Source organism: Pseudomonas sp. GM25 (assembly GCF_000282255.1).
Taxonomy (GTDB): Bacteria; Pseudomonadota; Gammaproteobacteria; order Pseudomonadales; family Pseudomonadaceae; genus Aquipseudomonas; species Aquipseudomonas aphyarum.
Map to the genome: position 1 here is coordinate 83,428 of NZ_AKJQ01000063.1, position 19,728 is coordinate 103,155.

A 19,728-nucleotide genomic window follows, 5' to 3' on the forward strand; every position below is an offset into this window, starting at 1 on the left:
TGCTCGCGAAAGCGGTAGTTCAGTTAAGTAGAGGGTGGCTGACATACCGCTATCGCGAGCAAGCTCGCTCCCACAGGGATCTTCATTGTTTGAATGATTAGGGTGAACCCACAACGCCACTGTTTCCGTGACGCCACGATGCAGGCAAGATGAAGCTCTGCAAGTCAGAACACAGGAAGCTGATCGTGACCGAAGCGTTTATTGTCGTTCAAACCGCCGAACAGGCCGTGGATCGTCTCGCCGAGCTGCATGAGCGGGCCACCACGGCGCTGAACTCGGCGCTCAAGCGTTATCTCAAGGATCGCGTCGAACCCGACGCCGAGCAACGTGCCCTGTTCCGTTATCCCGAACTGCGTCTGACCTACCACTGCCAGGGCGAAGTCCCGCAGACCACCCGCGCTTACGCCAAGGTGCAGTTGCCGGGCACCTACAGCGTGACCGTCACTCACCCGGCAGCGTTTCGCAAATACCTGCTGGAACAGCTCACGCCGCTGATGCACGACTTCACCGTGACCGTCGAAGTCGGCGTCAGCGAGCAGAACATTCCATATCCGTACGTGGTCGAGCAGGGTGATGAACTGGCCGGCTCCGGTGTCACCGCCGCCGTGCTGGCGCGAGTGTTCCCGAGTACTGACCTGTCCGCCGCCACCGATGGCATCGCCGACGGTCTCTACGACTGGGAAAACACCGATCCGCTGCCGCTGGCGCTGTTTGACGCCGCGCGCGTCGACTTCTCGCTGCGTCGTCTGGTGCACTACACCGGCAGCGACTGGCGCCATGTGCAGCCGTGGATTCTGCTGACCAACTACCACCGTTATGTCGACCAGTTCATCGTCCATGGCCTGGAGCAACTGCGTCGCGACCCGCGTTTCGTACGCATGGTGTTGCCGGGCAACGTGATCATCGAAAAAGGCATGGATCACGGTGAAGCGTCGGCGATTGCGGCCGGCGTGGTCTGGCACCGCTACCAGATGCCGGCCTATCACCTGATCGCCAGCGATGGCCATGGCGTGACCCTGGTGAACATCGGCGTCGGCCCGTCCAACGCCAAGAACATCACCGACCACCTGGCGGTGCTGCGTCCGCATTGCTGGCTGATGATCGGTCACTGCGGCGGCCTGCGTCAGTCGCAGACCATCGGCGACTACGTGCTGGCCCACGCCTACATGCGTCGCGACGGAATTCTCGACCGCGTGGTGCCGCCGAACATTCCGATCCCGGCGCTGGCCGAAGTGCAGTTGGCGTTGCAGCAAGCGGCGGCCAACATCACCGGCGAAAAAGGCGAAGAGCTGAAAAAACGCCTGCGCACCGGCACCGTGCTGACCTACGACGACCGTAACTGGGAATTGCGCTGGGCCCAGGAGCGACCGCTGATCAACCTGTCTCGCGCCGTGGCGGTGGACATGGAAAGCGGCACCATTGCCGCCCAGGGTTATCGCCTGCGAGTGCCCTACGGCACGTTGCTGTGCGTTTCGGACAAACCGCTGCACAGCGAAATCAAGCTGCCGGGTTCGGCCAACGCGTTCTACGAACGTGCGGTCAGCCAGCACTTGAAGATCGGCATCGAAGCAGTGGATCTGCTGCGCACCGAACTCAACTCGCTGCACTCGCGCAAACTGCGCAGCTTCGACGAGCCGCCGTTCCGCTAACGGTTTGTCGTGGTCATTTGGCGGTCGGGGCACTAGCATTAGCAGCCCCGACCGTTAGATGTTCTTTTCGCCATGTCCCGTCCCCAACGTCCACCTTCCCGCCGCCCCGGCGCGAAGCCAGCTTCTTCAGCCCCGCGCCGTGTCGCCAAGGCACCACCCGCCGAGCCGAAGCTGATCCTGTTCAACAAACCGTTCGATGTGCTGACGCAGTTCAGTGACGGAGAAGGGCGGGCGACGCTCAAGGATTACATCGACATTCCTGGCATTTATCCGGCCGGACGGCTGGATCGCGACAGCGAAGGTTTGCTGCTGCTGACCAACGACGGTCAGTTACAGGCGCGGATCGCCGACCCGAAGCACAAACTGGCGAAAACCTATTGGGTGCAGGTCGAAGGCGTGCCGACGGACGAGCAGTTGCAGCGCCTGCGTGACGGCGTCGAGTTGAATGACGGCATGACCTTGCCCGCCGAAGCGCGGCAACTGGATGAACCGGAGCTGTGGCCGCGCAATCCGCCGGTACGCTTTCGCGCAACGATTCCGACCACCTGGCTGGAATTGGTGATTCGCGAAGGGCGCAACCGTCAGGTGCGGCGGATGACGGCGGCGGTGGGGCTGCCGACGTTGCGGCTGGTGCGGGTCAGGATTGGTGACTGGTCGATCGAAGGGCTCGATCAGGGCCAGTGGAAAGAAGTGCCGGCGCGCTTATAAGGCGCCGGATTCGATCAGGCCGATCACCACGCTCTTGATGATGAACGCGGCCACGCCCAGGCCCAGCACGAAGAACAGAATGAACGAGCCGAAGCGCCCGGCCTTGGACTTCTTCGCCAGATCCCAGACGATGAAACCCATGAAAATGATCAGGATGCTGACCAGACCGGTCATCATCCACTCTTCAAATACTGCTGGATCCATCGGGCATCTCCGGCGCTGCGCGGCTGAAAGGGCGGCCGGGAGTATACGCCAGCGGCGAACGACGCAGCATTGACCTGCGTCGGTGTGCCGCAGTCATTCGTCGATTTCAGCTGCGCAGATGAGTCAGCGGCAGTTCGGTGCTGTTGAGCACCTGATTCAACACAAAACTCGAGCGCACGCTGGTCACGCCTTCAATCCGCGTCAGATGCCCCAACAGCAGCTTCTGATAGTGATCCATGTCCGGCACCACCACTTTCAGCTGATAGTCGGCATCCACGCCGGTCACCAGGCTGCACTCCAGCACCTGCGGCAAGGTACGGATCGCCGCTTCGAAGTTCTCGAAACGCTCCGGCGTGTGCCGGTCCATGCCGATCAGCACGTAGGCGGTCAGGCTCAGGCCGAGCATCTTGCGATCGAGCAGGGCGACCTGACGGGAGATGTAGCCGTCGTCCTCCAGTTGCTTGACCCGGCGCGAGCACGGGGAGGGCGACAGACCGATGCGCTCGGCCAGTTCCTGGTTGGAGATGCGGGCGTCGCGCTGCAATTCCGCCAAAATACTGAGGTCGTAACGGTCGAGTTTGCTCATCAAACGATCCTTTGTCTTAACTATTGCGGCGGATTATCTATCCAGGGTTAAAAATTGCGCAAGTGATGTTTATTTGAGCAATCTTCGCAATCATCTGTCGCAGCTCCGGGCCTATTCTTATCACCAGAATCACTGCTCGGTAACACAGTCCACGCGGCCCGCCCAATCCGGCCTGCCGCGGCCGCCACCCCCACCGGGGTTGTGCCGGCCCCCGAGCTGCACACTGTCCAGAAGACGGCGTGAGGTGAGCCGACGTCAAAAGCGTCGAGCCAGGACGAAGTTCTCTAGAAGGGAGGCCGACGGGTCTCCCTTTTTTCTTGCCCGCGGTTTGACTCTTCTTGCTCAATAAATAAATGACGTGACTGATAACCTGTAGCAGAACCCGGTGTGCCCATCCCCGGTCTTAGCTACACGCCCTCTCAATTTCAGGCTCTAGTCCGCAGTGAGGAATTTCATGAAGTCGCGCATCTGGCGTCTGGCCAGTGTTGGTTTGCTGTGTGTGAGTGTCGGTGCGCAAGCGCTGGCGGATGAGCCGCAGAATCGCGGCCCCGACGGCGGCGGACGCGGGCCGGAGCATCAGGGCAACAATCAGGGCCATGGCGGCGGTGATCAGCAGCGCGGCCAGAACAATCCGCAGCGGCAGAACAACGACATCATCCGTGGCGACAACAGCCGCCAGTTCGAGCACAACGGCCAGCAGAACCACGGCCAACCGAACAATGGCCAGTGGCAGAACCAGAACCAGCCGCGTCCGGCGTACAACCCCAACCCGGTGCGCCAGCCGCCACCGCCGCCGCAACTGCCGGCCAATGACTTGCCGATCCAGCCGCGCCCCGACACCGTGCGCCAGACCCAGGAACCGCGTCAGGGTTACTACCGCGACGAGCGCCCGCAGAATGGATATCACCAGAACTGGCAGACCGGCAACCGTCCCAACGACAACCGCTGGCCGGGTCGCCCCGACGGGCATGGCAATGGTTGGGGCCCCGGCCCGCAATACCGGCCGGGCCATGTGATCGACCGTTTCCCGGATCGTGACTACCGAGTGCCGTATCGCGGCCAGGACTATTTCTACTCCGGCGGCTACTGGTATCGCCCGCAAGGCCCGCGCTACATCGTGGTTCAGCCGCCGCGCGGGATTCGCATCCAGTACCTGCCGGATTACGCCCGTGAGGTGTGGATCGGCGGTTCGCTGCTGTTCCTCGCCGCCGGTTCGTACTACGCGTATCAGGAAGCGACCCAGGATTACGTGGTGGTCGAGCCGCCGGCGCAGCAGCCACCGCAGCCGACCGGCAATGGTTATGACGTGGAAGCGTATCCGGCCAACGGCCAGTCACCGGAACAGGTTCAGCGCGACGGGTACGAGTGCTATCAGTACGCGGTGCAGCAGAGCGGCTTCAATCCGCGCACCGCGACCTACCAGCCGGCGCCCGAAGTGGTGCAGGCCTACCGTCAGGCCCAGGGCAATTGCCTGAGCAGTCGCGGTTATCAGGTCAACTACTGAGCCCGGGCGGCTTTGACCACTTCTTGCGGGTCGGCGTGCACCAGCACTTCGGCCCGTGGGTAGGCTTTGTGAATGGCATCTGCTGCCTGATCGCTGATGCCGTGGGCGACTGACAGCGTCAATTCCCCCGGCAATTCCAGGTGCAACTGCACGAACCAGTGATTGCCGGAAATCCGTGTGCGCAGATCGTGTGCGCCCAATACTCCCGGGACGCCGCACGCCAGTTCGAGCATGTGCTGACTGACATCCGTCGGCAGCTCTTCATCCATCAGCACCGAAAAGCTTTCCCGGGCGATCTGGATCGCGCTCCACAGAATGTATGCCGCGATCCCCAGACCAAACCACGCATCCAGCTGATCGAACCCCAGCCCTGCCAACACCAGCGCAATCAGAATGCTGCCGTTGAGCAACAGGTCAGAACGGTAATGCAGCGAATCCGCCCGCACCGCGTTGGAACCGGTTTGCTTGATCACCCGATGCTGCAGCATCAACAGCGCCGCCGTCAGCAACAGGGAAAACACGATCACCCCGATGCTCAGCCAAGGCGCGCCGAGCGGTTCAGGATTGTTCAAACGCTCATAAGCCTGAAACGCGATCAGCACCGCACTACCGCCAATGAACAACGCCTGTGCCATGCCCGCCAGTGATTCGGCCTTGCCGTGGCCATAACGGTGATCGTCATCCGCCGGGCGCAGCGCGTAATGCACCGCCAGCAAATTGAGCAACGAGGTGACGCCATCGAGGGCAGAGTCGGTGAGGCCGGCGAGCATGCTCACCGAACCGCTCAGCCACCAGGCGATGGCTTTGGCGATGATCAGCGTACAGGCCACCGCCACCGAGGCGCGGGTCGCCAGCCGCAGCAGGCGGGCGTGTTCGGGGCTTGTGGTCATGGGTGCGTCAATTCCTCATGCGGCAGGTTGCAGGCCGAACATCGCCAGTTGTTGGGTGCTGCCCTTGTGCTGGATCAGGCGCGGGTCGTCCAGCGGCAGATTGCGGCCCAGCTCCGTTTCGAGAATAGCCTGCAACTTCAAGTTATCGACCTGTCCGTCCGGGCCGATGGCTTGCTTGAGCTTGGCCGGATCGACCTGCGCCGTGTGGCCCGGTTCGAAGTAGATCGCGCCGGTGGCGAAGTCCACGGCAAACGCGATCAGGCCGGGCACGATGTAGAACAACAGGCCCACGGCATCGAGCACGGCAATCGCTGGGTCGATCTTGCCGTCGATCTGGCCGCGCCGGTCTGGGTAGAAAATCGAACCGCACGCGGTGATCTGAGTGAGCAGGGTGGCAACCAGTACACCGCCGATCAGGCGAAAAGGTAAGCGCATGGGAATCTCCTGAGTCATCTATTAACGAAGCGTCATCGTGTGAAGTTAAGACCCTGACGAACGCCTGGCAGTTCGCCGTTATACTCGCGGCTCTGTTTGGGAGCCAGCATGATTTCTTTGCCGATCGATGACGTTTTACCCGCCCTGCGTGAAGCCCTCGCGACACGCCACGAAGCCGTGCTCGAAGCACCGCCCGGCGCCGGTAAAACCACCCGCGTGCCCTTGGCCCTGCTCAATGAAGCGTGGCTGAACGGGCAGACCATTCTCATGCTCGAACCCCGTCGGTTGGCCGCGCGCGCAGCGGCGGAACGGCTGGCCAGCGAGCTGGGCGAGAAGGTCGGTGAAACCGTCGGTTATCGCATCCGCCTCGACAGCAAGGTCGGCCCCAATACGCGCATCGAAGTGGTCACCGAAGGCATTCTCACCCGTCGTCTGCAGGACGACCCGGCGCTGGAAGGCGTGGGCCTGCTGATCTTCGACGAATTTCACGAACGCAGCCTCGACGCCGATCTGGCGCTGGCCCTCAGTCTGAACGGTCGCGAGCTGTTCCGAGCTGAACAACCGCTGAAGATTCTGCTGATGTCCGCCACCCTGGAAGGCGAACGTCTGGCCGGGTTGCTCGACGACGCACCGATCCTGCGCAGCGAGGGCCGGATGTTCCCGGTGACGATGCGCTGGGGCCGGCCGTTCCAGCCCGGCGAATACATCGATCAACGCGTCACGCAAACGGTGCTCGAAGCGCTGCACGATGAAACCGGCAGCCTGTTGGTGTTTCTGCCGGGGCAGGCGGAAATCCGGCGTGTCCATCAACAGCTGGTGGACGCTATCGGCGAGCGCAGCGACGTCTTGCTCTGCCCGCTGCACGGCGAACTCGACCTGAATGCCCAGCGTGCCGCCATCGACCCGGCCCCGGCGGGCCAGCGCAAAGTGGTGCTGGCCACCAACATCGCCGAGACCAGCCTGACCATCAATGGTGTGCGCGTGGTGATCGACGCCGGGCTGGCGCGGGTGCCGCGTTTCGATCCGGGCAGCGGCATGACTCGGCTCGACACTCAACGTATATCCAAAGCCAGTGCCACCCAGCGAGCGGGCCGGGCAGGGCGTCTGGAGCCGGGCGTGTGTTATCGCCTGTGGTCGCAGGATCAGCACGAACAACTCGCGGCTTATGGCAGTGCGGAAATCCTCTCGGCGGATCTCGCCGGGTTGGCCTTGCAGCTCGGACGCTGGGGCGTGGCGCCGAGTGATCTGATCTGGCTGGACGTGCCGCCGGCCGCCGCTTATGCACAGGCTCAGGATCTGTTGCAGCGCCTCGGTGCGCTGGACGGTGAAACCCTCAATCGCCACGGTCAAGCCATGGCCGAATTGCCGGCCCATCCGCGCATCGCTCATTTGCTTTTGCGCGGTCAGGCACTGGGGCTGGCGAACATGGCGTGCGATGTCGCTGCATTGCTGGGTGAACGAGATATCTTGCGCGGTGCCGGGGCGGATCTGCACAGTCGTCTGGTGCTGCTGTCCGGCGAAGAACGCGCGGCGCGGGGTGCCCAGGGCGGCGTGCAGCGCGCCCGGCAACTGGCGCGGCAATATCGCGGCTACCTGCGCGCCAAGGCGAGCGAGCCGGTCGCCGACCCGGATCACCCGCGCTGGCTTGGCGCCTTGCTGGCGCTGGCCTACCCGGACCGCGTCGCCCAGCAGCGGCGTGCCGGTGGTGCCGAATATCGACTGGCCAACGGCCGCGCGGCGCTGTTCGCCGAAGCCGACAGCCTGATGAAGGAACCGTGGATCGTAATCGCCGACCTCGGCAGCCGCCAAGGTCAGCGCGAAGAGCGGATTTATCTGGCGGCGGATTTCGATCCAGCGCTGTTCGACTCGGTGCTCGCCGAACAGGTGCACAACGTCGATCAACTGGACTGGGACGAACGCGAAGGCGTGTTGCGCGCAGAGCGTCAGCGCAAGGTTGGCGAACTGATCCTCAGCCGCGAACCACTGACCGGCCTCGACGAAAACGCTCGCAGTCAGGCGCTGGTCAATCTGGTGCGGCGCAAAGGTCTGGAGCTGTTGCCGTGGACCCCGGAGCTGCGCCAGTGGCAGGCGCGAGTAGCCTTGCTGCGTCAGCTCGACCTGGACGCCAAAGGCGACAGCCAATGGCCGGATGTCAGCGACACCACGCTGCTGAAAACCCTCGAAGACTGGCTGTTGCCTTACCTGGGCAAGGTCTCGCGGCTCAGCCATTTCGCCAACCTCGACCTGTCGAGCATCGTGCGCAATCTGCTGCCATGGCCACTGCCGCAACAGCTCGATGAACAGGCACCGCATCACCTGAGCGTGCCGTCAGGATCGTCGATTCGCCTCGACTACAGCGAACAACCACCGATTCTCGCCGTGCGCTTGCAGGAGCTATTCGGCCTGGCCGACACACCACGCATCGCCGGCGGCCGGCAAGTGGTCAAACTGCACCTGCTGTCGCCAGCGCGGCGTCCGGTGCAGGTGACTCAGGATCTGGCCAACTTCTGGCGCAGCACTTATGCCGAAGTGAAGAAGGATCTGAAGGGGCGGTATCCGAAGCATTACTGGCCGGATGATCCGCTGGTGGCTGAAGCCACGGCGCGGGCCAAACCACGCGGTACGTGAGGGTCAGCGACTGGCCTTCGCGGTCAGCTGCTCCCGGCAATAATCGGCAAACAACTGCGCCGGTTTGGTCAGTTGTCCGCGTTTGAGCCACGCGGCCACGAGGCCTGAGCCGGTGACGTCTTCGACGATGTCGACGCACACGACTTTCTTGCCGTCGTAGGTGCATTCCGAATGCGGGCGGGTGACCAGGATCGAGAAGCCGAAACCTTGGCCGACCATGCCGCGCACCATTTCGATCGACGGCGAGCTGAACTCGATGCGCGGCGACAGGCCGAGTTCTTCGAATAGGCTGACGAAGTAGGTGCGGCTCGGTTGCACGTCGAGCAGGATCATCGGCTCGAGGCACAAGTCCCGCAGCGAAACCTGCTTGAGCTGGGCGAAGCGGTGATCTGCCGGGAGCAGGGCGTAAGGCCGTTGGGCCGGCATCAAGGGTTCGGTTTCGATGGTGGCGTCGAGGTCGTGCTTGTACAGGATTGCCAGGTCGAAGGTGCCCGAGGTCAGGCCTTGCACCAGTTCCTGTTGTTCGCCGTCGCGTATGCGGATCTTCACCCCCGGATACAGCGCCGAGAACCCGGCAATCAGCTGCGGCAGGTAGAGCGGTGCGACCGTTTCAAAACAGCCGATATCGATCTGCCCGGCTACCACGTCGTTGTCGGCGAGGGCGTTCTGTTCGAACTCCTTGGCCATGCGCAGCAGTTCCTGGGCCTTGCGGAAGAACCGCGCGCCGCTCGGCGTTAGCGACACGCCCTGAGCGTGATGGCGGATCAGCAGTTGCACGCCGAAGCTGTCTTCCAGCCCCTTGATCGCCGTGGAAATCGCCGGTTGCGCGATGTACAGCTTGCGCGAGGCTTCGGCGACGCTGCCGCATTCGACGGTGGTGATGAAGTATTTCAACTGACGCAGGTTGTAAGCGGCCACGGTGAACCTCAAAGCGAACGGATTCCACATCCAAGCAATTTGTACGCCGCCGGCCTCCGTTCTGTCGGCGGTTTTTTTGTCCCTGAACAATAGCCCCATACGCGCGCGAAGGGGCCATCGGCTGGTTACCTTTTTTATTGTCTGCGAAGACATTTTTACTGGTTTTAGCCCGCACGGGCCTGAGCGACTATCACTGCGCACTGTTCTCAAAAGATTAAAAGTCCAAGGAGCAACCACCGTGTTCGAGCTTGCAGACTGGCAGCGCAAGGCCGCTGAATTGAGCTACCCGTACCAGGCCGTGATCGACGGCAAGCTGTGTGCGGCGCAGTCGGGGCAGACCTTTGCCGCGATCAACCCGGCCACCGGCCAGTTGCTGGCAAACGTCGCTGCGTGCGGTGAAGAAGATGTCGATGCGGCGGTGAAAAATGCGCGGCAGGTGTTCGAGGCCGGCACCTGGGCCGGGCGTTCTCCCACCGAGCGCAAGCAAGTGCTGCTGCGGCTGGCGGATCTGATTCTGGCCAATCGCGAAGAACTGGCGCTGCTCGACTCGCTGAACATGGGCAAACCGGTGATGGACGCTTACAACATCGACGTACCGGGCGCCGCCGGGGTGTTCCGCTGGTACGCCGAAAGCCTCGACAAGCTCTACGATCAGGTCGCGCCGAGTGCCTCGAATGTGCTGGCGACCATCACCCGCGAAGCGTTGGGCGTGGTCGCCGCCGTGGTGCCGTGGAACTTCCCGCTGGACATGGCCGCGTGGAAACTCGCGCCGGCGCTGGCGGCGGGCAACTCGGTGATTCTCAAACCCGCCGAGCAATCACCGTTCTCCGCGTTGCGTCTGGCCGAGCTGGCGTTGGAAGCCGGGCTGCCGGCCGGTGTGCTGAACGTGCTGCCGGGGCTTGGAGAGCAGACCGGCAAAGCTTTGGGCTTGCACCCGGATGTCGATTGCCTGGTGTTCACCGGCTCGACCCAGGTCGGCAAATATTTCATGCAGTACTCCGCGCAGTCGAACCTCAAACAAGTGTGGCTGGAGTGCGGCGGCAAGAGCGCCAATCTGGTGTTCGCCGACTGCAATGATCTGGATCTGGCGGCGCAGAAAGCCGCGTTCGGGATCTTCTTCAATCAGGGCGAAGTCTGCTCGGCCAACTCGCGATTGCTGGTGGAGCGCTCGATTCATGACGAGTTCGTCGAGCGGCTGAAAGCTCAGGCCGAACGCTGGCAGCCGGGCGATCCGCTGGACCCGGCGAGTGCGGCCGGGGCGATTGTCGACACCCGTCAGACGGAAAGCATTCTGCGCTTCATCAACCAGGCCGAACGCGAAGGCGCGACCCGCATCTGCGGCGGGCGGCAGCTGAGTTTCAACGGCTCCGACAACTTCATTCAGCCAACGATTTTCACCGACGTGCAGCCGCACATGACCCTGTTTCGCGAAGAAGTCTTCGGTCCGGTGCTGGCGGTGATTCCGTTCGATGACGAGGCCCACGCCTTGCAACTGGCCAACGACAGCGTCTACGGTCTGGCGGCGTCGCTGTGGACCGATGATCTGCACCGCGCGCATCGGGTGGCGCGGCAATTGCGAGCCGGTACGGTGTCGGTCAACAGCGTCGATGCGCTGGACGTGACCGTGCCGTTCGGCGGTGGCAAGCAATCCGGTTTCGGCCGCGATCTGTCGCTGCACTCGTTCGACAAATACACCCAGTTGAAAACCACCTGGTTTCAACTGCGCTCATGACAGCCGCTCACAACAAGAAAGGAGATCCGGCGATGACCACCTCACGTGAAACCCGCGACTACCAGGCCGCCGATGCAGCGCACCACATTCATGCGTTCGTCGACCAGAAGGCCCTCAACGACGAAGGCCCACGGGTGATGGTGCGCGGTGACCGCCTGCACCTGTGGGACAACGACGGTCGGCGCTACCTCGACGGCATGTCCGGGCTGTGGTGCACCAACCTCGGTTACGGGCGCAAGGATTTGAACGCGGCGGCGAGCCAGCAACTGGAGCAGTTGCCGTACTACAACATGTTTTTCCACACCACCCACCCGCAGGTGATCGAGCTTTCCGAGCTGCTGTTCAGTCTGCTGCCGGGGCACTACAGCCACGCGATCTACACCAACTCCGGCTCCGAGGCCAACGAGGTGCTGATCCGTACCGTGCGCCGTTATTGGCAGGTGCTGGGCAAGCCCGAGAAGAAAATCATGATCGGCCGCTGGAACGGTTATCACGGTTCGACTCTCGCGGCGACGGCCCTCGGCGGCATGAAGTTCATGCATGAAATGGGCGGGATGATTCCCGACATCGCGCACATCGACGAGCCGTACTTCTTCGCTCACGAAGGCAACCTGACCCCGGCAGAATTCGGCCTGCGTGCGGCGCAGCAACTGGAAGCGAAGATCCTCGAACTGGGCGCAGACAAAGTCGCCGGGTTCATTGCCGAACCGTTCCAGGGCGCGGGCGGGATGATCTTCCCACCGGAAAGCTACTGGCCGGAAATCCAGCGCATCTGCCGCAAGTACGACGTGCTGTTGTGTGCCGATGAAGTGATCGGCGGCTTTGGTCGCACCGGCGAATGGTTCGCCCACGAATACTTCGGTTTCGAGCCGGACACCCTGTCCATCGCCAAGGGTTTGACCTCCGGTTACATCCCGATGGGTGGCCTGATCCTGTCGAAAAAAACGGCCGACGTGCTGGTGGAGCAGGGCGGCGTATTCGCCCACGGCCTGACCTATTCCGGGCACCCGGTGGCGGCGGCGGTGGCGATTGCGAACCTCAAGGCATTGCGCGATGAAGGCGTGGTGACGCGGGTCAAGGATGACATCGGCCCGTACCTGCAACAGTGCCTGCGCGAGGTGTTCGGCAATCACCCGCTGGTGGGCGATATTCAGGGCACGGGCATGGTCGCGGCGTTGCAACTGGCCGAGGACAAGGCCACGCGCAAGCGCTTCGCTAATGAGAACGATATTGCTTGGCGCTGCCGCACGATTGGTTTTGAAGAGGGGGTGATCATTCGCTCGACCCTGGGGCGGATGATCATGGCGCCGGCGTTGATTGCCAGCCGTGAAGAGATTGACGAGCTGGTGGGCAAGACGTTGAAAGCGCTGGATCGTACGGCGCAGGAATACGGTCGGCTCTGATTTGAATCCTGCATGAACCGTTAACAATCGCAGCCTTCGGCTGCGATTTTTTTTGGCTTTGCACCCACCTCGGGCACCCCCGCCCGATGCGCCCTTTCGCGGTGCGCACTACCCAGTTTTTTCATCGTTCGCGTCTAACTATTTCCTCGTTTTCCTGACGCCGAGCCTGGGTCAACATCGATTTCGCCAGCCAAGGCATTGCCCGCCAGAGTCCAGCAGAGACCGCAGCGTGCAATCGCGACACCACGGCTGGCCGTACTGCCCATGACAACTAAATCAACAGCGTTGGGAGTGCTCCATGAACAAGTTCTTGTTTACCCGTCTTGCATGTCCTCTGGCGATTTCCGCCCTTTCCGTCACCGCCGCCCAGGCTGGCACCTTGTCGATCGGCCACACCACGTGGGTCGGTTACGGCACCCTGTATCTGGCCCAGGATCTGGGCTACTTCAAGGAAAACGGCCTGACCGTCGAATTGCCGGTGGTCGAAGAAGCCTCGATGTACATGGCCGCCCAGGCGTCCGGGCAATTGTCCGGCTCGGCGTCGACCATCGACGAAGTGCTCAAGTACCGCCCGCAGTTCTGCTTCAAGGCTGTGGCTGCGCTGGATGACAGCCATGGCGGTGACGGTGTGCTGGTCGGCAAGAACGTGAAGAGCCTGCAAGAACTCAAGGGCCAGGCGGTGGCCGTGAACGAAGGTTCGACCTCGCAGTTCTGGCTGTCGTACCTGCTGAAAAAGAACGGCATGAGCATGAGCGACATCACCGTGCAGAACATGACCGCCGACGATGCCGCCACCGCGTTCATCGCCGGTCGCGTACCGGCCGCCGTGACCTGGGAGCCGCACCTGTCGATGGTGCGCGACAAGCAACAGGGCAAGGTGCTGATCGACAGCAGCAGTACGCCGGGGGTGATCGTCGATGTGGTGGCGCTCAACTGCACAGTGATCGAGAAGCAGCCGGAAGACGTCAAAGCGCTGGTCGCCGGCCTCTACAAAGCCGTGCAGTTCACCAAGGATCATCCACAGAAAGCCTACGAAATCATGGCCAAGGGCGTCGGCGGTTACTTGTCCGATCCGAAGGAACTGGCCGCCGCCGCGCAAGGCGTGCGCTTCTACGATCAGGCCATGAGCGAGAAGCTGCTGGGCAAACCCGGCGCGCCGGGTGACAGCGCACCGCTGATCAAACTGGCCAACGAAACCGCCAGCGAATTGCAGGGCAAGCCCTACAACGTCAGCAACGACGATCTGGTGGATAACCGTTTCGTCAGCCCGCTCTAGGAGACTGGTCATGTTCAAGCGCAATTCATGGCTGAGCCGCTGCATTACGCCGAAGACCGGGTTGCCGGTGCCGGTAGTGTGGAGCGCCAGCGGTCTGGCCTGGGTGTTGCTGGTCGGCCTCTGGGCCGGGTTGTCCTACGGCGGCATCGTGCCGGGGATGTTCCTGCCCACACCGGGCGCGGTGGTTGAAGCCGCCGTGCGCCTGAGCCGCGACGGCACCCTCGGCCAGCATGTCTGGGCCAGTGTCGAAGTGGTGATGGTCGGCTTTATCGTGTCGTCGCTGGTGGCGGTGCCGCTGGGCTTGCTGATGGGCAGCTTCCGCATCGTCCAGGCGTTCCTCGAACCGCTGGTCAACTTCATCCGCTACCTGCCGGTGACCTCGTTCGTGCCGCTGTTCATCCTCTGGATTGGCATTGGTCTGGAGCAGCGGGTGTCGGTGATCATTTTTGGTGTGTTCTTCCAGCAACTGGTGATGATCGCCGACGTGTCCAAAGGCATTTCCAAGGACTTGATCAACGCTTCCTACACCCTTGGCTCCAACCGGCGTGACGCGGTGCTGCACGTGATCGCCCCGGCGTCGTTGCCCGGTGTGCTCGACACTCTGCGGGTGACCATGGGCTGGGCCTGGACCTATCTGGTGGTCGCCGAACTGGTCGCCGCTTCCAGTGGCCTCGGTTACTTGAGCCTCAAGGCCATGCGCGGCTTTCAGGTCGATGTGATTTTTCTCGCCATCGCGATCATCGGCCTGCTCGGCCTGGTCACCGATCAACTGTTCCGCTTCTTGCGTTTGAGGATTGCCGCATGGGCTCAGTAACCGCTGCCAACCGTCGTTTCATCGAGCCGGTCGCCGCACCGGCACACGCCGCGCCAAGGTTGCAGGTGGACAAGGTCAGCCTGCGTTACACCAAGCCCGGCGGCGGAACCTTCACCGCGCTGGAAGAAGTGTCGTTCGAAGTGCCGGATCAGCAATTCGCGGTGCTGGTCGGGCCGTCGGGCTGCGGCAAGTCGAGCCTGCTGTACCTCACCGCCGGCCTGGCCGAGCCGACCTCCGGCGAGATCTACGTCGGCGGCCAACAAGTGCAGGGCCCCGGCGCGGATCGCGGGATGGTGTTCCAGAGCTACACGCTGTTTCCGTGGCTGACGGTGCGGCAGAACGTTGAATTCGGCCTCAAGCGTCGGGGCATGCCGGCGGCGCGGCGCAAGGAAATCGTCGATCACTATGTCCACGAAGTCGGCCTGTCCGGGTTTGCCGACAACTACGCCAAGCAGTTGTCCGGCGGCATGATGCAGCGGGTGGCGATTGCCCGGGCATTGGCCAACGACCCGCAGATCCTGCTGATGGACGAACCCTTCGGCGCCCTCGACAGCCAGACCCGCCTGCAAATGCAGCAGCTATTGCTGCGGGTGTGGGGCAACAGCAAGAAAACCGTGCTGTTCGTTACCCACGATATCGACGAAGCGATCCTGCTCGGCGATCGGGTGTATGTGATGGGCGCCAGGCCGGGACGGATCAAGCAAATTCTGGATGTGCCAATCGAACGCCCACGCACGCTGGACATGGTGATGGAGCGCTCGTTCATCGACATGAAGCGGCAGATCTTCGGGCTGTTACACGATGATCTCGAAGACGCTCACTGAGACCACCAACCATCATGTGGGAGCGAGCCTGCTCGCGATGGTGGAAGATCAGTCAGAAAACCTTCGCCTAACACTCCGCTATCGCGAGCAGGCTCGCTCCCACAAGGACGGCATTTAGTTGGGAGGTAACAGGAACCGCGCAATCACCGGCAGGTGATCGGAAATGCGCAACGTATCGTCCTGCCGCACCGTGGCTTCGACCCGTTTGATCTTCGGGCTGTAGAACAGGTAATCGACCGTGCGGTCCGGGCCGTTGAGGCCGGAGTCGTTGGGATAGTGGGTCAGCCACTTGGCGCGGTCGATGCCGCTGGCTTCGTTGTTGGTCGGGATCATCGGGTATTTGTCCCACAGCACATGCAGCGCACTGTCGGCGGAGTACGGCGTGCGCTGCTCGGTGGGCAGGCGTCGGTACTGGCCGAGCGGTAAGAGGTTGAAGTCACCACCGATCAGCCACGGCGTGCCGTGGCTTTCGTGTTTATCGAGGACCTTGGCCACCGCTGTCACCTGTGCCTGCAAGGTGTCGTCCGGTTGGGTGGCGCGATCCAGATGGGTGTTAAACACCACCAGTTGCCCGCCATCACTGAGCGGCAGAGTGGTGGCGAGCAGGGCGTTTTTCGGCTGGAACTGACGGCTGATGATGTTCGCCGGCTGCACCGGCAATTGCAGGCGTTCGGCGTGTTCGATGCGGTAGCGGCTGAGGGTGGCGAGCTGCCGGCCGACGCTGCCGAAGATGTGCGGGTCCGGGACGAAATCGGCCTTCCAGTCGAAGGCGTGGGCGCTGCACGGGTAGAGGTCGGTGAGGCGTTCCTGCAACAGCTTGAGCTGATTCTGATAGTCGCTGGCCTTGGCGCCGTCATCCAGTTCCTGCAACAGCACCACGTCCGGCTGTTCGTCGCGGATCACCCGCGCCACTTCATCGAGACTGAACGCCATGTCTTCCGGAGTCGGGGCTTCGTCGTCGCCTTGCGCCAGGTCATTCCAGAACACGTAGCGCTTGCCGGCCAGGTATTGCACGTTCCAGGTCATGACTTTCAGGGCCTGGCCGGGGACCAGCGTCGGCGGTTGCCCGGTGCAACTGACCGGCAGGGTTTCCCGGGCATCGGGGCGCCAGGTCAGGCTGTAGATCAGCGTGCCGATCAGGGCGAGGGCGAGCAGTGCGGGCAACAGGATGTAGCGCAGTAGACGGGTCATGGCTCGGCTTATAGCGATACGGAAGTGGTCCCGAGCATACCCGAGACCCATCCATCAGCCCAAGCGCGGCGCAGTCAGACTATTCCGTCACGTTTGTCGGGCAATTCGCTGATCAACATGAACAGGCGGAACAGCACTACGCTGGTGAACAGTTGCAGGAAGCTGTGGCCACTGTCGATCAGCACCGCAATCAACGGGTTCTGCGGATCGGGATAGACCTGCAGGGTCAGGCCCTTGAGCAGCCACAACGGCCCCATCACACAGAGGATGCACACCAGAATCCGCAGAAAATGCCCACGGCTCAGGCGCAGGCTTTCCTTCATCGCCTGCAACGGGCCGTAACCACGCAGCACCAGCAGGTATTCACCGAAGGCCAGAGTGACCATCAGCCACAGCCCCGGCAGGAAATACAGCGACAGACCGAGCAGGATCAACAGCGTGTTCAGTGCAGTCAGCAGGGCGAAGCGCGGCCACAGACGAGCGGCCATCGCCAGCAGATCGCGGGTTTGCGGGGATTCGCCGCGGGTGCGGGCATCGAGAAACAGAATCAGCGCGGCGGTGTACAGCGGATACACCAGCAGGCCGACGATCACGCTGATGGCCGAGTAACCGTCCGGGTCGCTGGCATGGTCGACCACCTGTTGCAGCACGGCTTCGAAAATCACCAGCGGCAGGCACAACTGGACGATCCGGCCCAGATTGCGTTTGAAGAAATACAGGGAGTCGCGCAGCACATCGAAGGCATTCATCAGTCGGTATCGCAGGTCAAAAACAGTGGCCCACTTTAACCGATGATCCGTTTCGCTGCGCAAACGTAAACGTTCGGTAAAGGTCATTGAAACATTCTGTTGCTGCCTCCATTACAGAGGTGCGCCTCCTCCGACGTGGAAGAGGGCAACGTTATCCCCGGCAATCTACGAGGTCGCCATGAACAGCGAAGAACAAACCCTGATCGATGGACTGTTTTCCCGGCTGCAACAGGCCGAAACGGAGGCAGCCCCGCGCGACGCACTGGCTGAAGCGCGGATCAAGGAACACCTGACGCGCCAGCCGGCCGCAGGTTATTTCATGACCCAGGCGATTCTGGTGCAGGAGGCTGCCCTCAAGAGCCTCGACGAACAGAACAAACAACTGACTCAACAGGTCAAGCAATTGCAGGCCGAACTGCAATCGGCCAAGGCGCAGAGCGCGCCGCCGGCCTCCAGCGGTGGTGGCTTCCTGTCGAGCATCTTCGGTGGCAGCAGCCCGCGCCCGGCACCAACCCAGAGCGCCCCGGCGTCCACTGGCGGCTGGCGTGAACCGCCCCCACAACAGAACTTCGGAGCACCCGCGCCACAACAGAACTTCGGCGCGCCACCACCGGGTTATGGCCAGCAACAAGCGGCCCCGGCGGCCGGCAGCAGCTTCCTCGGCGGTGCCCTGAAAACGGCCGCCGGTGTGGCGGGTGGCGTAATGCTGGCACAAGGCATCAGCAGCCTGTTCCATCACAACCAGCAGCCGGAAGAAATCGTCGAAGTCATCAAGGAAGAGCCGGCCCAGGTCAACGACCAGAGCAACAACGGCTGGGGCGATGACCAGCGCATGGCCAACAACGACTCCTACGGTAATGATCAGGGCGGCTTCACCGACACTGACTACAGCGATGACAACTCATCGTTCTTCGATGACGACGATTCCTTCGTCTGATTCACCATTCGTCCGGGGCGCCTGATCGCCCCGGGCCGATTATTCGCGGAACCTTCCTTCGGGCTGGCATACTGAGCGCCTTTTTCGGGCCTGGTGCCTGATCCGGCTCATGCGCGTCAGCGCTCACAGGAACTCCGGTGAAAAAAATCGCAGTGTTCGCCGATGTGCAGAACCTCTACTACACCGTGCGTCAGGCCTATGGTTGCCACTTCAACTACGCGGCGCTGTGGGCGGATGTCAGCCAGCACGGGCAGATCGTCGAGGCCTACGCCTATGCGATCGACCGGGGCGACAGCAAACAGCAGCAGTTCCAGCAGATCCTGCGCAACCTCGGTTTCACCGTGAAACTCAAACCCTACATCCAGCGCAGCGACGGCTCGGCCAAGGGTGACTGGGACGTGGGCATCACACTCGACATCATGGACGCCGCCGACCACGTCGACGAAATCGTCCTGGCCTCCGGTGACGGCGATTTCGACATGCTGCTCGAACGCATCATCAACAAACACGGCGTACAAGCGGTGGCCTACGGCGTTCCCGGCCTGACCGCCAACTCGCTGATCCGCGCCGCCAGCCGTTACGTGCCGATCGAAGGCGCACTGCTGTTGAAAAATTGAGCCCTGCTCAAGAATTGATTTAAACGGAGTACCACCCGGTTTGGAACGCATTGCAGTCATCGACTTTGAAACCACCGGCATCTCGCCGAGCAGCAGTTGCCGGGCCACGGAAATCGCCGTGGTCATGCTGGAAAACGGCCGCATCGTCGAGCGTTACCAGAGCCTGATGAACGCCGGCGTCCGCGTCCCGGCCTTCATCGAACAACTCACCGGCATCAGCAACGCCATGCTGCGCGCCGCGCCTTCGGCCGAACAGGTGATGAACGAAGTCAACGAATTCGTCGGCTGCACGCCGCTGCTGGCGCACAACGCCGCGTTCGACCAGAAGTTCTGGGACTTCGAACTGGGCCGGATCAAACGCACCCGTTTGCAGAACTTCGCCTGTTCACTGCTATTGGCCCGCCGCCTGATGCCGGCGGCGCCGAACCACAAGCTCGGCACGCTCACCACGTTTGCCCAGTTGCCGCATACCGGCCAGGCGCACAGGGCGATGGCGGATGCGGAGATGGCGGCAAATTTGATGGCGCATCTGGCGGATGAGTTGCGGCACAAGCACGGCGTGCGGGAGCTATCGCACGACCTGCTGTGCAAATTGCAGAAAGTGCCGGCCGCTAAAGTCGGCGAGCACCTTCAGCGCTATCGCTGACTTCAGGTTTCAGGGAC

The 19,728-nt window shown here is 62.3% G+C and carries 19 protein-coding genes; 12 read left to right on the plus strand and 7 right to left on the minus strand.

All coding sequences use genetic code 11. The features are described 5' to 3' along the window. Positions 1-149 precede the first annotated feature (149 nt). A complete protein-coding gene (gene amn, locus PMI24_RS24370) occupies positions 150-1,649 on the plus strand; it encodes an AMP nucleosidase (RefSeq protein WP_162130486.1) in 1,500 nt (499 codons plus the stop codon). A 72-nt stretch (positions 1,650-1,721) separates the two neighbouring features. Further along, the gene (locus PMI24_RS24375; protein WP_007958707.1) at positions 1,722-2,357 is read left to right on the plus strand and encodes a pseudouridine synthase; all 636 of its coding nucleotides are present in this window, start codon (positions 1,722-1,724) and stop codon (positions 2,355-2,357) included. Here the strand turns inward: PMI24_RS24375 and PMI24_RS24380 are convergent. Then, positions 2,352-2,561 carry a DUF2788 domain-containing protein gene (locus PMI24_RS24380; RefSeq protein ID WP_003228500.1) on the minus strand — a complete coding sequence of 70 codons (210 nt, stop codon included), beginning with the start codon at positions 2,559-2,561 and terminating at the stop codon, positions 2,352-2,354. The two genes, PMI24_RS24375 and PMI24_RS24380, sit on opposite strands and share 6 nt — an antisense overlap. Before the next feature lie 106 nt (positions 2,562-2,667). Further along, the gene (locus PMI24_RS24385) at positions 2,668-3,147 is read right to left on the minus strand and encodes an Lrp/AsnC family transcriptional regulator (protein ID WP_007909658.1); all 480 of its coding nucleotides are present in this window, start codon (positions 3,145-3,147) and stop codon (positions 2,668-2,670) included. A 454-nt stretch (positions 3,148-3,601) separates the two neighbouring features. Here PMI24_RS24385 and PMI24_RS24390 point away from each other — a divergent pair, with 454 nt between their 5' ends. Further along, positions 3,602-4,651, plus strand: a complete 1,050-nt coding sequence (locus PMI24_RS24390; RefSeq protein ID WP_007958711.1) for a DUF6515 family protein — start codon at positions 3,602-3,604, stop codon at positions 4,649-4,651. On the opposite strand, the gene PMI24_RS24395 is transcribed toward PMI24_RS24390, so the two are convergent. Next, entirely contained in the window at positions 4,645-5,541 is an 897-nt protein-coding gene (locus PMI24_RS24395) for a cation diffusion facilitator family transporter (protein ID WP_007958713.1), read from the minus strand. The two genes, PMI24_RS24390 and PMI24_RS24395, sit on opposite strands and share 7 nt — an antisense overlap. 15 nt (positions 5,542-5,556) lie before the next feature. Then, positions 5,557-5,976 carry a hypothetical protein gene (locus tag PMI24_RS24400; protein ID WP_007958714.1) on the minus strand — a complete coding sequence of 140 codons (420 nt, stop codon included), beginning with the start codon at positions 5,974-5,976 and terminating at the stop codon, positions 5,557-5,559. Positions 5,977-6,084: 108 nt separating this feature from the next. On the opposite strand from PMI24_RS24400, the gene hrpB reads away from it, so the two are divergent. Beyond that, positions 6,085-8,604 (plus strand): ATP-dependent helicase HrpB, encoded by a 2,520-nt coding sequence (gene hrpB / locus PMI24_RS24405; protein WP_007958715.1) that lies wholly within the window; start codon positions 6,085-6,087, stop codon positions 8,602-8,604. A 3-nt stretch (positions 8,605-8,607) separates the two neighbouring features. On the opposite strand, the gene PMI24_RS24410 is transcribed toward hrpB, so the two are convergent. Further along, positions 8,608-9,522: a LysR family transcriptional regulator gene (locus PMI24_RS24410; protein ID WP_007958716.1), complete on the minus strand. Its 915-nt coding sequence runs from the start codon at positions 9,520-9,522 to the stop codon at positions 8,608-8,610. 238 nt (positions 9,523-9,760) lie between these two features. Between PMI24_RS24410 and PMI24_RS24415 the strand changes: the two genes are divergently transcribed. The 5 genes from PMI24_RS24415 to PMI24_RS24435 all read left to right on the plus strand — a co-directional run bounded on the left by PMI24_RS24415 (position 9,761) and on the right by PMI24_RS24435 (position 15,571). After that, the gene (locus tag PMI24_RS24415; RefSeq protein WP_007958717.1) at positions 9,761-11,254 is read left to right on the plus strand and encodes an aldehyde dehydrogenase; all 1,494 of its coding nucleotides are present in this window, start codon (positions 9,761-9,763) and stop codon (positions 11,252-11,254) included. A gap of 32 nt (positions 11,255-11,286) precedes the next feature. Next, complete coding sequence (locus tag PMI24_RS24420) at positions 11,287-12,657, plus strand: aspartate aminotransferase family protein (protein WP_007958718.1); 1,371 nt, start codon at positions 11,287-11,289, stop codon at positions 12,655-12,657. A 298-nt stretch (positions 12,658-12,955) separates the two neighbouring features. Then, on the plus strand, positions 12,956-13,933 hold the full coding sequence (locus PMI24_RS24425) for an ABC transporter substrate-binding protein (RefSeq protein WP_007958720.1): 978 nt from the start codon (positions 12,956-12,958) through the stop codon (positions 13,931-13,933). Between the two features lie 10 nt (positions 13,934-13,943). Continuing rightward, positions 13,944-14,747, plus strand: a complete 804-nt coding sequence (locus PMI24_RS24430) for an ABC transporter permease (RefSeq protein WP_007958721.1) — start codon at positions 13,944-13,946, stop codon at positions 14,745-14,747. Continuing rightward, a complete protein-coding gene (locus PMI24_RS24435) occupies positions 14,735-15,571 on the plus strand; it encodes an ABC transporter ATP-binding protein (RefSeq protein ID WP_007958723.1) in 837 nt (278 codons plus the stop codon). The genes PMI24_RS24430 and PMI24_RS24435 overlap by 13 nt, the downstream gene beginning before the upstream one ends. Before the next feature lie 114 nt (positions 15,572-15,685). Here PMI24_RS24435 and PMI24_RS24440 read toward each other — a convergent pair whose 3' ends face one another. Both PMI24_RS24440 and PMI24_RS24445 read right to left on the minus strand, forming a co-directional pair. Continuing rightward, positions 15,686-16,762 (minus strand): endonuclease/exonuclease/phosphatase family protein, encoded by a 1,077-nt coding sequence (locus tag PMI24_RS24440; protein WP_007958725.1) that lies wholly within the window; start codon positions 16,760-16,762, stop codon positions 15,686-15,688. Between the two features lie 74 nt (positions 16,763-16,836). Next, positions 16,837-17,511 (minus strand): YciC family protein, encoded by a 675-nt coding sequence (locus tag PMI24_RS24445; RefSeq protein ID WP_007958726.1) that lies wholly within the window; start codon positions 17,509-17,511, stop codon positions 16,837-16,839. A gap of 178 nt (positions 17,512-17,689) precedes the next feature. On the opposite strand from PMI24_RS24445, the gene PMI24_RS24450 reads away from it, so the two are divergent. The 3 genes from PMI24_RS24450 (at position 17,690) to PMI24_RS24460 (ending at position 19,711) form a co-directional block, all read left to right on the plus strand. After that, on the plus strand, positions 17,690-18,448 hold the full coding sequence (locus PMI24_RS24450) for a DUF2076 domain-containing protein (protein ID WP_007958729.1): 759 nt from the start codon (positions 17,690-17,692) through the stop codon (positions 18,446-18,448). Positions 18,449-18,585: 137 nt separating this feature from the next. Further along, complete coding sequence (locus PMI24_RS24455; protein ID WP_007958730.1) at positions 18,586-19,065, plus strand: NYN domain-containing protein; 480 nt, start codon at positions 18,586-18,588, stop codon at positions 19,063-19,065. 40 nt (positions 19,066-19,105) lie between these two features. After that, complete coding sequence (locus PMI24_RS24460; protein ID WP_007958732.1) at positions 19,106-19,711, plus strand: 3'-5' exonuclease; 606 nt, start codon at positions 19,106-19,108, stop codon at positions 19,709-19,711. The last annotated feature ends 17 nt before the right edge of the window (positions 19,712-19,728 follow it).

What these genes read in the sequence shown, in the direction of transcription:
- PMI24_RS24435 (WP_007958723.1), top strand. Translation starts at nt 14,735, where the DNA reads ATGGGCTCAGTAACCGCTGCCAACCGTCGTTTCATCGAGCCGGTCGCC.
- PMI24_RS24395 (WP_007958713.1), bottom strand. Translation starts at nt 5,541, where the DNA reads ATGACCACAAGCCCCGAACACGCCCGCCTGCTGCGGCTGGCGACCCGC.
- PMI24_RS24450 (WP_007958729.1), top strand. Translation starts at nt 17,690, where the DNA reads ATGAACAGCGAAGAACAAACCCTGATCGATGGACTGTTTTCCCGGCTG.
- PMI24_RS24440 (WP_007958725.1), bottom strand. Translation starts at nt 16,762, where the DNA reads ATGACCCGTCTACTGCGCTACATCCTGTTGCCCGCACTGCTCGCCCTC.
- hrpB (WP_007958715.1), top strand. Translation starts at nt 6,085, where the DNA reads ATGATTTCTTTGCCGATCGATGACGTTTTACCCGCCCTGCGTGAAGCC.
- amn (WP_162130486.1), top strand. Translation starts at nt 150, where the DNA reads ATGAAGCTCTGCAAGTCAGAACACAGGAAGCTGATCGTGACCGAAGCG.
- PMI24_RS24400 (WP_007958714.1), bottom strand. Translation starts at nt 5,976, where the DNA reads ATGCGCTTACCTTTTCGCCTGATCGGCGGTGTACTGGTTGCCACCCTG.
- PMI24_RS24420 (WP_007958718.1), top strand. Translation starts at nt 11,287, where the DNA reads ATGACCACCTCACGTGAAACCCGCGACTACCAGGCCGCCGATGCAGCG.
- PMI24_RS24380 (WP_003228500.1), bottom strand. Translation starts at nt 2,561, where the DNA reads ATGGATCCAGCAGTATTTGAAGAGTGGATGATGACCGGTCTGGTCAGC.
- PMI24_RS24425 (WP_007958720.1), top strand. Translation starts at nt 12,956, where the DNA reads ATGAACAAGTTCTTGTTTACCCGTCTTGCATGTCCTCTGGCGATTTCC.
- PMI24_RS24430 (WP_007958721.1), top strand. Translation starts at nt 13,944, where the DNA reads ATGTTCAAGCGCAATTCATGGCTGAGCCGCTGCATTACGCCGAAGACC.
- PMI24_RS24385 (WP_007909658.1), bottom strand. Translation starts at nt 3,147, where the DNA reads ATGAGCAAACTCGACCGTTACGACCTCAGTATTTTGGCGGAATTGCAG.
- PMI24_RS24445 (WP_007958726.1), bottom strand. Translation starts at nt 17,511, where the DNA reads ATGAATGCCTTCGATGTGCTGCGCGACTCCCTGTATTTCTTCAAACGC.
- PMI24_RS24390 (WP_007958711.1), top strand. Translation starts at nt 3,602, where the DNA reads ATGAAGTCGCGCATCTGGCGTCTGGCCAGTGTTGGTTTGCTGTGTGTG.
- PMI24_RS24375 (WP_007958707.1), top strand. Translation starts at nt 1,722, where the DNA reads ATGTCCCGTCCCCAACGTCCACCTTCCCGCCGCCCCGGCGCGAAGCCA.